This window comes from Anaerocolumna sp. MB42-C2, from assembly GCF_030913705.1.
GTDB lineage: Bacteria > Bacillota > Clostridia > Lachnospirales > Lachnospiraceae > Anaerocolumna.
In genome coordinates this window covers 4,193,206-4,205,563 of record NZ_CP133190.1, presented here as the reverse complement: position 1 = coordinate 4,205,563, position 12,358 = coordinate 4,193,206, and the positions used below count along the sequence as shown (strand labels likewise).

The window sequence follows — 12,358 nt, the reverse complement described above, 5'->3', positions numbered from 1 at the left end:
AAGAGTATTATCTTTACGGTTTTGCATACACTACTGAAGAAAACACACCAAACACTTTTGTGTTTCCCACATAATTGTAATTATAAGCTCTTACTTTATAATAATACGTTTTACCGGTTTTTAATGATGGATCAGTATAAGACTTCGCCCTTACATTACCAAGCCACTTATAAGTACCATTTTTGGAATCCGCTTTGTAAACGGAATAACCTACGGCACCGTTTACCGGAGACCAGGATAATTTAATACTATTTTCAGAAACAGCAGCTGCCTTTACCTTTGCTGGAACTGCCGGTATCGGTTTAGCACTTACTACTTTGGAATAATTGCTGTATAATTCAGTCTTGCCAGTATATCCACGGGCGGATATTTTGTAATAGTAAGTACGTCCTTTCCCTAAGTTAATATCCATGACCGAGGTATTGGAAACATTAGCTATTTCTAAATAACCTTTGTCTTTTGATGTAGATCTATATACTCTATAACCAGATGCACCGTCTACTTTAGTCCATGTTACTTTTATGCTGTTATAACCATTGGAAACTGCTTTTACGGTTTTTGGAGGGTTTAATTCAACATAGATAATTCGAGTTGTTTTTTTGTTTCCCACCATTGCCGTAATTGTAGCAGAACCGGAACTAACCGCAGTGATTCTGCCGTTTACATCTACTGCCGCAACCTTTTTATTATTACTTGACCAGCTTATTTTCCTGTTATCCGTGGTATTACCGGGATAATAAATCACAGATAAGGTTACCTTTTCACCCGGATATATTCTGATATCTTTCTGCTTAATTAAGATATCCTCTAATGCTATTTTTTTCGTAAGGCTGTCAGTCAGATATGTGTAAGAATACGCATTTTCTTTTAAATATGCCGCACCATAGGAATTTTTAGAGACAATAAAATCAATTTTGGTACCTGTAAATGCATACTCCCTTATTGATTTCACACTTACCGGTATATATAGTTTCTTAAGGCTGCCACATTTATTAAATGCATAAGCACCAATACTTGTTACCTTGTATGGGATTTTTATATTCTCAAGGCCGGTACAGGAATCAAAAGCGGATGAGCCGATACGCTTAACCCCTTCCGGTATGATAAAGCTTTTCAGCTTAATACATCCGGATAAAACTCCCGCTTCTATACTTGTTAATTTCTTTGGGAATTGAATACCCTTAAGGCTCTTACAGGCTGTAAAGGCATACATTTCTATACGAGTTACACTTTCCGGGATTTTGATATCCGTAAGTCCGGTACAGCCGGAAAATGACGATTCTCCTATTGTTTTCAAGCTTCCCGGTAAATGTACTTTGGTAAGATTCCTGCAGCTATAAAATGCCTGCTTTCCTATGCTCGTTATCCCTTCCGGAAATAGTATATTTTTTAGACCGGTGCAGTTATAAAAAGTGCCTTCACCTATACTTTTAACACCGGAAGAAATTGTTAATCCATTTAAACTGAAACAGTCCCTAAAAGCATAATCACCAATATCCGTTACACTTTCCGGGATATTTACGGTATGCAGACTGCCGCAGCCTGCAAAAGCACTGTCACCGATGACGGTTATCGTTTCCGGCAATTGGATGCTGTCTAAATCCATACAGCCGCTAAATGCCGAATCACTGATTTGTGTAACTTTATAGGTAATTCCTGTATTAGAAACTGTTTCAGGAATCACTACATCACCAAAAGAATATTCCTGCCCTTTGATACCGGTTACCATAACCGTTCCAGGTTTCTCTTCACTGCCAGGATTTACGATACTATATTTAAGTGTCTGTCCCTCATACATTGATTCAAAGTCATAAGTTATGATCGCACCTAATATTCTTTCATTCATTATAAATAGCATACTTATTAATATCAGGCCCGTAATTAGCTTTACTCCCTTTTTTCCCATAGTTTCTCATTCTCCTCTGATTTCTTTAACCATATTTTTCTTTTATCGGCCAAAGATCATATTATATATGCCAATTGCTGATTATAGTGAGAAATTGTATCATCTATCAATTGTATCACAGTGAGCATTCAGAAACGATGAAAAATGCTGGAAGTCTTTCCATATATTAATACAGTTTATTTTCTGGTCAATTCAAAATAAGTACCGCCGCCAACTAAAACCAGGGTATTGTCATCTTTAACCAGGAAATTACAACTGCTTTCATCTGTATTGCTCATACTGATTTCAGACACGGAATCTGCTTTGATACCTAACTTCTCAAAACTCATACGGTAATTTGCTAAAAATTCTCTGGCTGTAACTTCTGACTCCGTATATTCAGGATTACTTACACTCTGGTCAATTAAGGTCGGATCATCACCGAAACAGGTTGCCTGACTTTCATTGAAACTTAGACTCTTTCCTATCAGTTTATCCGCATCCTTTTTGCTATAGGTTCCGGCCGTGCCATATGCCAGCACTTTTTTAATCACCCAATCTCCATAATAAACCGATTCATTATCAGAAACTAATCTCACCCTTTCAGCGGCAGGATTACCGCTATGATTCCCTCTGTCTTCGTCAGGAACTAACACGTTCTGCCTTTCTTCTGCGGGAATTGGTCGGGTATTATTTCGCCTGCCTTCGGAGGGGGCTAAACCAGTATTATTTTTTGTTTCACTTAACGAATTATCCGTATTGTTATCACTCCTATTTCCATTATTGTTATCATTATCGCCTGCAGTATTGCTTTCCTTCGTATCATCAGAATTCGAATGCTCTTCCATCTGTGTATTATTATCGTTATTTACTGTCTCATCTGTTGTGCCTGCTGTGTCCGTTGTGTCAGTTGTTTCTGCTGTGTCTGTTGTTTCTGCTGCATCTGTTTTGTCTGTTGTTTCTATTGTATCCGCTGTATTAGGTTCTATCATATCCGTTGTTTTTTTACATCCTGTTAAACCGACTACGGCAACCGTTAGAATTAACAGTACCGTTAAGAAATCACTGGTCCATTTACTTTTTTTATATTTACTTATCATAAGTATCCTCCTTTTATAACTAGATTTATTTTTACTGATACCTGCAGTTGCAGGTACAAAATTTGATTCTGAAAAAAGTCTTATTAATTTAATAATTGTATTGCCGTAACTGTTGTACTCTTCTTCTTTTATGTACCTTAAGGCTTCCGCATCGCAGGATATTTCGCACTCTTCATGGATTTTGTAAAAAGCATACCAGATGAGAGGATTAAAAAAATAAATCATCTGTAAAAGTGTAAGAATCCAATTTATCAGAATATCTTTCCTTTTATAATGAGTAAGTTCATGAAGGAAAATATACTCAATCTCTGCATCACTTAATTGATCCAGATATGCACTGGAAACCAGAATTTCAGGTTGAAACATTACGTATAGAGAAGGCGCCCTTAATCTCTTCGTAGTGAGGAGTTTTACCGGTTTTCGGATATTCATTTTATATCTGCATCGTTTAAGTATACCGTTTATTCTTTCATCCGTTAATCTTGTATAACTTGTCTTAACTTTATAGGCAAACATTATGTTTATGCAAATAATATATAGAACTAATAGTAAAACCACTGTTACCCACAGCAAAGTAATTATGTCTAATACCTTATACTGGTTTGAACTGTCCGGTACGCTGTTATAAGCTTCCGTAACAGGGCCTAGCTGAACGGATTTCGTATTGTTATCAACTGTCTTATCAGGTGTTTTAGGTATCGTAGTTTGGTTATCTGATTTTACTTTATCCGGTACTTCTTTCTGCCGCGGGTTATTTAGTTCATTAAGCTGTATAGTAACTTTCTCCGCAGTTTTGTTAAACAAATTAAACACACTTAACGAACTTTCCGGGGAATAAGGAACCAATAACCGTATCAGCAGTAAAACCCATATATAATAATGCCATTTCGGGCTTATGGTTTTATGAAAAACCCTCTTTACCATTAATATAAGTAAAATTAATACACTTGAAGCAGCTCCAAGATAAAGTATCTCTGTAAAAATCCCAGTCAAATATTTCATAATCCTTACCTTCTCTTATTTGATTTTAATATCTCTTGAAGTTCTTCTATATCCTGATCTGTTAATTTGTCTTCTTTAATAAAATTGCCTACCAGCATATTTAAGGAACCATTAAAGCATTTTTCAAGAAAGTTTTCCGTTTCCTCTTTTACACATTCTTTCTCTGAAACGGCCGCATAATAGGAATAATAGGTATTTTCTTTTTTCGCATTTATAGCACCTTTTGCTACCAGCCTTCGAATTAAGGTATGTATTGTTTTGGGGTTCCAGCCTGTAACTGCCTCCAGTTCATCTACTATCTCACTTCCGGATATGGGTGACTTTTTCCATACCACTTTCATTACTTTCCACTCTGAATCGGAAATTTTGTTCATTGTTTTTTGCTCCTTTCTCGTATTACAATTGTACTACGCTTTTATATTACATTTGTAATACGGTTTTGTCAATATAATCTCGTTATATATTTTCAGTAAATTTATCCCATGTTATGTAATATATGTAAGCAGGTTATATAATTTATCAATTGATTTTTATTATACTGTTTTAATAGACTGAATATGTAATAAGCTCTGATATACAATAGACTCAGATAAAATAAAAAATAGGCTGATATAACCTTAAGTTTTCATATTACATTGGATGTAATTCCCTTACCCCATGGGAGAGATTTTACATACCATTGTATGTTATAAAACTTAAGAATAACATCAACCTTAGAATTAACCTTATATTATCTAAATATTATAAACTAATCTTTTTCTTTTATTGGATATAATAGGTCTAATTGTAGATTCTCCGGTTCTGAATCCGGCAGGTTTATGTGGTTAACATAGTTTAGATGTTCTTCCAGTAAACCAAACATACACTCAGCTCCTCTATCTCCGGTATTACTTTCATAATTCGGATTATTCTTCGTTACCCAGTCATTAAGAAGTCCCCATTCTTCAAACGCCCCCATAGGAATCATATGAGCAGCATATAATCCCCCTTCAAAATATTTTTTAGTAAGAGGCGCCGGTACCTCCAGGTCATCCGGGATAGTAACCCACATTTCATAACCGTGAAATCCGGTATCATCAACTGGATTCGGACTGTTAAACCCATAATGCCTTAAATCAGGTTTTCTTTTAGCCAGTCCGCTGTTTCGTACAAATTCATCCATTACCTTGTTAACATGCATTTCCGGTTCATCACCAACATATTGGTAAGCAGCTACCGCAGCCGGTGGTAAATAGACAATCCTTACATCTTTTAATTTTGTTAAACTCTCATTTGCTTTGTTTAAATCATCCATTGCATTTTCCTCCTTAAAATTAATTTTGGAGATAGCCAGGGAATCGACAATTTTTTGAATGGATTTGTCTTTAAACATGTTCAGCTTAATATCCAGATTGGTATTTTCATTTAAATTATTGACTAATGTCTGCAGTATGGAACGAATGGTTGATAAAGCCGTAATTTCATCCTCCACCTCAATTAAGTTCTGCCTGAATACCTCTAATACCCTCCTGGAATTATCGCTTTCCAGTATAATAATAATCTGTTTCAGCGGAATTCTTAACTTACGCAGAATAATAATCTGCTGTAACCGGTTGATTTCATCCTGCCCATATGTGCGGTAGGCATAATCTTCTTTTTTAACGCTTTTTAGTAATCCAATCTGCTCATAATAACGAAGTGTTCTTGTTGAAATATGAAAGTTTTTTGATACCTGACTGATTGTTTGTAATTCCATGATTATCCTCCTCATATTTCAAAGTATAAAGTACGACACGACGTCAAAGTCAAGAGTATATTAATATTTTATATCAAATTAAAAAACAGTTTAAAACTACTTTCTTACTATGTCCTTAACTGCTTTATCTTTCGATTACACCTAAGTACCATACCTAAAAAGATTCCGAATAATAAAAATATCAGAACGGATCCCCCTGCATTTATTACGTTTACTCCATAGGTGAACGTACTTACCTCTAACAAACCGGCAATTAATTCTACTATTAACCCTACGAAAAAGAAATTTCTAATTCGTGTATACTGCAAAATCATGGAAACTGGATCCGTATACAAATCAAATGCTCCGTCTGAAGCTTTTTTCCTTAAGAAAACCCAACGGTACCATTGTGCCACGTACTCAACACCGTATTCCTCCAGAAAGTTTACATAATCATATTTATCTCCCTCCCAATTCTGCAGTAGATCAATTCGGTAAATAAATTCTCCCGCTTTACATGGTTCAAAAGTATATAAACCCAGAAAAAACTTCTTTAAGGCATAACCTTTCCCGCACATTTGGTTCAGCCATTTTTCCTCTTTATCTTTGTCATAATATAAACGAAATCTCAACATCTAAATTCCCTCCATATACTTACTATTTTCTAATAATTCTTTCAACCGCATTACTTCTTCTTTAAATGCACTTCTTCCGGATTCTGTTATAATATATTCTTTTTTCTTTCTGGAATCTTTCTCTTCCCGATAAAGTCTGATCCACCCTTTATCCAATAAATTATTAATTGCTCCATATAAGGTTCCCGGACCTAATATCAGCCTGCCCTTAGTTATATCAGAAACATTTTGTATAATACCATATCCGTGATTCGGTGATTTCACAGCGATCAGAATATAATATATTGCTTCCGTCAATGGGATATTTTTATCCATTTTTAATCGCCTCCCGATGTATCGTCTTTCGATATATTGAATATATCATCTGCCGATATATTTGTCAATACATAAAATATCAGAATTTACATTGACTGGAATAGTTTTAATTGTATTTCTCTGATTTAAAGTTACTTATTTTAAACACTTCTCAGGTTCAAGTTTAATTAATTTCCATTTCTTATCCTGACCTTTTCTAAATTGTGCAATTTCGATATCCGTATCATTCGTAAGTTGAAAGAATTCGATCAGATAATCATATCCATCCGTTCCCTTAAAATAAATCTTCTTAATATAATCTTTTTGTTGTGTCGGATGCCTCTTCTTCACCAGGGAACACCAGCCGCCATATTTAACATCAACTACTGCCTCTGCATTATAAGACCATCCATGCATAGGTGCACATAAATAATTTTCCCCATAGAAATTAACATCCGATATTTTATATCCATTGCCCTCTTTTATAAGATCTACAAAACCATAATAATATGCAAAATAAGCTGCTTCTTTTTCTGATCCTTCTATTGTCTCTATTTCTACAAAATAACGCACTATATTTGATAAATTATTATATACCGGTATTTCTTTATATTTTATTAAACTGATGTGCAATATGTTTTCAAAAGTTTTTAAATATTGTTCATAAGATAATTTCTTTTGGTATTCAGACGATAAAAAATTGTAGGCAACAGGATAAGGCAGTGTTGCATTACCGATTGTCCCGCACCCTGCATTCTTCCCCTCCTGAGGATTGGCAGCATCCCGAAGTATACTGAAATAATTCATGATTGTATCTTCCGGTGTTTTAAATAAAGATAACGGTAATTTGATCTGTGAATATTTTTTTCCGAAGTATTTATCAATAAAACTTAGATCGTATTTAACATTTTGTACCGGTAGTTTGGAAGGACGGTAATACTTCTCTACATCTGCCTTATTATTTAATACTGCTTTCTCCGTATTTTCAAAAACCTGATTATAAAACTTACCTCCCATAACCATTTCTGTTTCAGGTAATCGATTATTAAATTCTCGTGATAGGATAAAGATAAGCAGGATTATCACTAATGTAAAAAGCCTTATAATATATCTCTTTTTATTCCTTTCTACTAATTTCACTTTATTTCGTTCCTTAATTCATTAATTAATTATATGAATCCAGGAAATAATTAAACCTGGCAGGGTTTTAATTTTTATAGGGAAGTGATGAGAACTATCCTATAAAAAAAATGCCGGTGGATACTGAACTGACTCCGGCATTTTTTGAATTTTATTCTGTATTTATTTTCTATGCTTTTTGTTTTTATAATTTTATTTTGTATTTTTACTTTTGCTTCATTTTATAGCTTTCTTTTGCTATCGGATATTTTTTTAGGAAAGCGCTCATAGTATATTCGTTATCCCTTGTGTGATCACTGAAATCCTTCGTATTTTTTAAGAAATAATCATAACTTAACACCGGTTTACCGGTATTTGTAATCGGGTCATCCCAGGTAAGGTCAATATTGTACCATTTTCCATTTACAGAAACTATATTCCATGCATGGGAAACACCTTTTGCATATCCGGTAATAATCCGGCACTTGATACCGGCTTCCGTAAATAAGCGGTAAGCCGCCAGGGCATACCCCTCACATACGGCTGATTTATTAAATAAAGCATCATACGCCGAATGATTCTCCAGTCTTTGATCATAACTGGTTTTCTTGATGATGTAGTCATGAATGGCTTTCACCTTCTGATATTCTGTCTTTTTGTCCAGCTTTAAAACATCCAGAATCTCCGATATCTTCCCGTCTACTGCTTTCTCCTGCTCTAAGGTTGTCTTGTATACAGCCGAAAAGGTCAGTTTTGCTGTCTCTCCCTGACTGCTCCACTGCCAATTACTCCTCCAGCTGCTTATGGATAAATTAAGATAATCACCGTCTTTTGATGTTTTCTCATCATCAAGGGCAACAACCGCACTGAACAGATCTGCATTTCTTCCTATCTCATTCATCACATCCGTCTCTGTTGTTATGGTAAATGAATCTTTATGCGCCAAGAGATTTTTTTTGATAATATTATATACCTCTTTTTTGGTTGTATAAGTTTTAGCACTTGCCTCAATTGGTAAAGTAAGTACTAACATAAATACGAGGAAAGAAACGATTAATTTTCTCTTCATAGGCTTCTCCTTTGTATACATAAAAGTTAATAGTCACCGTATATGACTTATTATAACAAATAACACAGATTAAGAAAAGCGAAATAAACTAAAGGAAGTTTTTCCCTGATATAGAAAAGTACCGGCTATTCTGAAGAAATCCGGTACTTTTGTGTTACAATATGTTTATGAATTTTATGACTATTATAAAAGCTTTGGTACTATAAAAACTAATTTATCATAAAAATAATAAAATTATTTTTCAACAACTCCGCCCTCAACTACCAGACTTTCCGGATCAGCAGCATCTCCGTATACCGGTGCCAAGGTTTCATCATAATCTTTATGGAAGAAATTATCTTTACCTAAAGCTACGATTTCTTCATTCAGCCAGTTCAATAATTCCCCATTGCCTTTCTGAACTGCCGGTGCTATGGTATCTAAGTTCCCTAAAGACTCAATTCCAACTGAAAATCCTTTATTTTCAAGGGCCCATGCAAGCACTTCCGTATTATCCGTTGAGAATGCATCTCCGCGGCCATCTAATAAAGCATTGTAAGCTTCGGAATATTGGTCGAATTTTAATAATTTAACGTCGGGGTAATTTTCAGTAAAATAAGTTTCTGCTGTGGTTCCTTTACTTACGATTAGAGTTTTGCCATTTAACTGTTCCGGTGCAGTGATTAAAGCACTATCCGGTGATACTACGCCTAATGCTACCTTCATGTAAGGTTTGGCAAAGTCTACCTGTTTTGCTCTTTCTTCCGTAACAGTAAAGTTAGCAAGAATAATATCTACTTTAGCGGTAACCAGGTATTCAACACGGCTGGCTGCTTCCACCGGAACATATTCTACTTCTACGCCTAAATCTTTAGCAATCTGGTTGCCGAAATATACGTCATATCCCTGATAAGCACCGTTTTCATCCACAAAACCAAATGGTTTCTTATCGCTGAATACACCAATCACTACTTTACCGCTTTTTTTTATTTCCTCCAGAGATCTTGCAGTACCGCCCTGTCTTGCTGTTGTTGTATCGGAACCCGTACTTTCTTTCGTATCATTTCCTGCTTTACTGCCACAACCGGTGAATGCCGCAGTAATTAATGTTACTATAAATAGTAAGGTAAATACTTTTTTAAATTGTTTCATCTTATTCTCCTCTTTTCCTGGTTACAAACCAAATATTATTGCCAGACGGATTCGTTACCCCATCTGCTTCTCTATTTTTAATACCTTTCACGGTAATCAAAGCCAATATTCCCACTCACTACGCCTGGAGACGGTGGATTTACTTAACATGTTCAAATTCAAATACATTTAAGAACTTCTTAGCCCTCTCCGTCTTCGGATTGGTGAAAAAAGCTTCCGGTTCACTTTCTTCTACAATTTCACCTTTGTCAAGAAAGATAATCCGGTCTGCAATCGCACGGGCAAATTGCATTTCATGGGTTACGATTATCATGGTACTGCCTTCTTTCGCAAGCTCCAGCATAACATCCAAAACTTCTCTTACCATTTCCGGGTCCAGTGCTGCGGTAACCTCATCGAATAACATAATCTCCGGATGCATACATAATGCTCTTACGATGGCAACTCTCTGCTTTTGTCCGCCGGATAACTGTCTCGGATAAGTTTCTTTTCTTTCAAAAAGACCAACCCTTCTCAACAAAGCTTCAGCTTCTTTGACTACTTCTTTTTTAGCTCTGTCCTGGGCTTTTAAAGGTCCTAATAAAATGTTGTTAAGAATTGTCATATGAGGAAATAAATCATAGCTTTGAAAAACCATACCGATTTTCTGTCTTACCAGATGCATGTTTTTCGTCTGGTTACTGATCGTTTCCCCTCTCAGTGTTATCTCGCCGCCCTGTATCCCCTCCAGCCCATTAATACATCGAAGCAGGGTGCTCTTACCGCATCCCGAAGGACCAACAACTACTACAACCTCACCTTGTTTAATCTCTAAGGAAATACCTTTTAATACATCTAAGGTACCAAAACTTTTTTTCAGGTCTTTCATTTCTAAAATAGTTTCTTTCTCACTCATTGATATATCACACAATTCCTTTCTGATTATCCTCTAATACTTCCAGGCCTTTTCTAATCTCCTTGATAGCAGAGAAATCGGATAACATACGATAAAATAAAAGAAAAATATTACACCATAGATCCAAATGGCTGCACTCGGTACGGATAAACGAGAAGCTTCAATGATCTGCTGCCCGACCTTCACAACCTCCACAACGCCGATTAATGCAATTAACGATGTAGTTTTTATCATTCTGGTAACCAGATTAATAGCAAGGGGTACTAGCCGTCTTATAGTCTGTGGTATGATAATATAGAAGCAAATCTGCAATTTTGTAAGACCAATTGCCTTACCGCTTTCATATTGATGTTTTGGTATGGAGGAGAGAGCACCCCGGACCAAATCCCCCATTTCTGCGGTTCCCCATATGGAGAATACAATCACTGCGGAGACTACTCCGGATAGATGAATTCCAAAAGCTTTTGTTACACCAAAATACACAATAAATAAAAGAACCAGTTGAGGCATGATACGGACAAATTCCAGGTAAACCCTGGTCACTGCCTTTATGATCGGATTTTTTATCGTCATGATCATCCCAAGGATAATACCAAGCACAATGGATATTGCTACTGCAAGTAAGGAAATTCCTATAGTTATTCCCAATCCCTCTAAGAGTCTTACAAAATTTTTACCCTGAAACAGAACACTAATCCCCAAATCCCGCATGTCTTAATTTCCTTTCTAACAATGTAAATAGGATTGAAACCGGTAATAAAATAATTAAATATGCAATCACTAACATAAGTAAAACCTCATTTGTTTCGTAATACAATCCGATTAAATCTTTTGCCGTATACATCAAATCTGCTAACGCAACCGCACTAAAAACCGAAGTTTCCTTAATGAGAAAAATTGCATTTGCTGCAAAAGCCGGTACGGATATGGAAACTGCCTGGGGCATAAGGACATATCGAATGACTTGTAATTTAGTTAATCCGAGACTTAAACCGGATTCCAGCTGACTATCCGGAACTGCTTCCAATCCGCTTCTTATCGCTTCCGACATATAACTTCCGCCGAGAAAAATGAGTCCAGCGATGGCGCAGGTCTTAGAACTTAACATGATACCTATCTTCGGTAATCCGAAATATAAAAAAAATAATTGAATCAATAAGGGAGTATTTCTGGAAAGTTCTATGTATACTCCTATTACCCTGTGCAATACCGGTATTTTATAATAACGAATCAAACTGCATAGAAAACCTACTGCAATTGAAAGTATAATTCCAATGAAAGCAATCCGGACTGTAAGTTTCGCAGCTTCTATATAAAGTGGAGTATATTTGTGTATAAAATCAAGATTCATTTCCCTATCCTCTCCCTAATGCGCTATATACGCATAAAAAATAGCAGTTGCGCCATGCACCTGCTTACGGAATTTTTGCACCCTTGCAAGATTACTATAAAACTTACTCATCTGAAAACCTGCATGCAATTATTCCGTACGACAGAAAATACACATGCAACAA

General features: G+C 35.8%; 12 protein-coding genes. All 12 read right to left on the bottom strand.

Annotated features, from left to right (window positions below):
- Positions 1-13: 13 nt before the first annotated feature.
- Positions 14-1,906 carry a leucine-rich repeat protein gene (locus RBU59_RS18830; RefSeq protein WP_308144019.1) on the bottom strand — a complete coding sequence of 631 codons (1,893 nt, stop codon included), beginning with the start codon at positions 1,904-1,906 and terminating at the stop codon, positions 14-16.
- Between the two features lie 176 nt (positions 1,907-2,082).
- Positions 2,083-3,987 (bottom strand): M56 family metallopeptidase, encoded by a 1,905-nt coding sequence (locus tag RBU59_RS18825; protein WP_308144018.1) that lies wholly within the window; start codon positions 3,985-3,987, stop codon positions 2,083-2,085.
- Between the two features lie 5 nt (positions 3,988-3,992).
- Positions 3,993-4,361, bottom strand: a complete 369-nt coding sequence (locus tag RBU59_RS18820; RefSeq protein WP_308144017.1) for a BlaI/MecI/CopY family transcriptional regulator — start codon at positions 4,359-4,361, stop codon at positions 3,993-3,995.
- Positions 4,362-4,735: 374 nt separating this feature from the next.
- Complete coding sequence (locus RBU59_RS18815) at positions 4,736-5,722, bottom strand: effector binding domain-containing protein (protein ID WP_308144016.1); 987 nt, start codon at positions 5,720-5,722, stop codon at positions 4,736-4,738.
- 107 nt (positions 5,723-5,829) lie between these two features.
- Positions 5,830-6,336: a DUF2812 domain-containing protein gene (locus tag RBU59_RS18810; protein WP_308144015.1), complete on the bottom strand. Its 507-nt coding sequence runs from the start codon at positions 6,334-6,336 to the stop codon at positions 5,830-5,832.
- Positions 6,337-6,651 (bottom strand): PadR family transcriptional regulator, encoded by a 315-nt coding sequence (locus RBU59_RS18805; protein WP_308144014.1) that lies wholly within the window; start codon positions 6,649-6,651, stop codon positions 6,337-6,339.
- Between the two features lie 135 nt (positions 6,652-6,786).
- Entirely contained in the window at positions 6,787-7,770 is a 984-nt protein-coding gene (locus RBU59_RS18800; RefSeq protein ID WP_308144013.1) for a hypothetical protein, read from the bottom strand.
- 205 nt (positions 7,771-7,975) lie between these two features.
- A complete protein-coding gene (locus RBU59_RS18795; protein WP_308144012.1) occupies positions 7,976-8,818 on the bottom strand; it encodes a transglutaminase domain-containing protein in 843 nt (280 codons plus the stop codon).
- Between the two features lie 234 nt (positions 8,819-9,052).
- Entirely contained in the window at positions 9,053-9,949 is an 897-nt protein-coding gene (locus RBU59_RS18790; protein WP_308144011.1) for a cysteine ABC transporter substrate-binding protein, read from the bottom strand.
- Positions 9,950-10,088: 139 nt separating this feature from the next.
- Entirely contained in the window at positions 10,089-10,844 is a 756-nt protein-coding gene (locus RBU59_RS18785) for an amino acid ABC transporter ATP-binding protein (RefSeq protein ID WP_308144010.1), read from the bottom strand.
- A 33-nt stretch (positions 10,845-10,877) separates the two neighbouring features.
- Positions 10,878-11,555, bottom strand: a complete 678-nt coding sequence (locus RBU59_RS18780) for an amino acid ABC transporter permease (RefSeq protein WP_308144009.1) — start codon at positions 11,553-11,555, stop codon at positions 10,878-10,880.
- Positions 11,536-12,195 carry an amino acid ABC transporter permease gene (locus tag RBU59_RS18775; protein WP_308144008.1) on the bottom strand — a complete coding sequence of 220 codons (660 nt, stop codon included), beginning with the start codon at positions 12,193-12,195 and terminating at the stop codon, positions 11,536-11,538. The genes RBU59_RS18780 and RBU59_RS18775 overlap by 20 nt, the downstream gene beginning before the upstream one ends.
- Between the last annotated feature and the right edge of the window lie 163 nt (positions 12,196-12,358).

Bases quoted from the DNA above. Each gene is read 5' to 3' on its own strand.
- RBU59_RS18805 (WP_308144014.1), bottom strand. From the start codon at position 6,651: ATGGATAAAAATATCCCATTGACGGAAGCAATATATTATATTCTGATC.
- RBU59_RS18820 (WP_308144017.1), bottom strand. From the start codon at position 4,361: ATGAACAAAATTTCCGATTCAGAGTGGAAAGTAATGAAAGTGGTATGG.
- RBU59_RS18775 (WP_308144008.1), bottom strand. From the start codon at position 12,195: ATGAATCTTGATTTTATACACAAATATACTCCACTTTATATAGAAGCT.
- RBU59_RS18790 (WP_308144011.1), bottom strand. From the start codon at position 9,949: ATGAAACAATTTAAAAAAGTATTTACCTTACTATTTATAGTAACATTA.
- RBU59_RS18780 (WP_308144009.1), bottom strand. From the start codon at position 11,555: ATGCGGGATTTGGGGATTAGTGTTCTGTTTCAGGGTAAAAATTTTGTA.
- RBU59_RS18825 (WP_308144018.1), bottom strand. From the start codon at position 3,987: ATGAAATATTTGACTGGGATTTTTACAGAGATACTTTATCTTGGAGCT.
- RBU59_RS18810 (WP_308144015.1), bottom strand. From the start codon at position 6,336: ATGTTGAGATTTCGTTTATATTATGACAAAGATAAAGAGGAAAAATGG.
- RBU59_RS18815 (WP_308144016.1), bottom strand. From the start codon at position 5,722: ATGGAATTACAAACAATCAGTCAGGTATCAAAAAACTTTCATATTTCA.
- RBU59_RS18830 (WP_308144019.1), bottom strand. From the start codon at position 1,906: ATGGGAAAAAAGGGAGTAAAGCTAATTACGGGCCTGATATTAATAAGT.
- RBU59_RS18785 (WP_308144010.1), bottom strand. From the start codon at position 10,844: ATGAGTGAGAAAGAAACTATTTTAGAAATGAAAGACCTGAAAAAAAGT.
- RBU59_RS18795 (WP_308144012.1), bottom strand. From the start codon at position 8,818: ATGAAGAGAAAATTAATCGTTTCTTTCCTCGTATTTATGTTAGTACTT.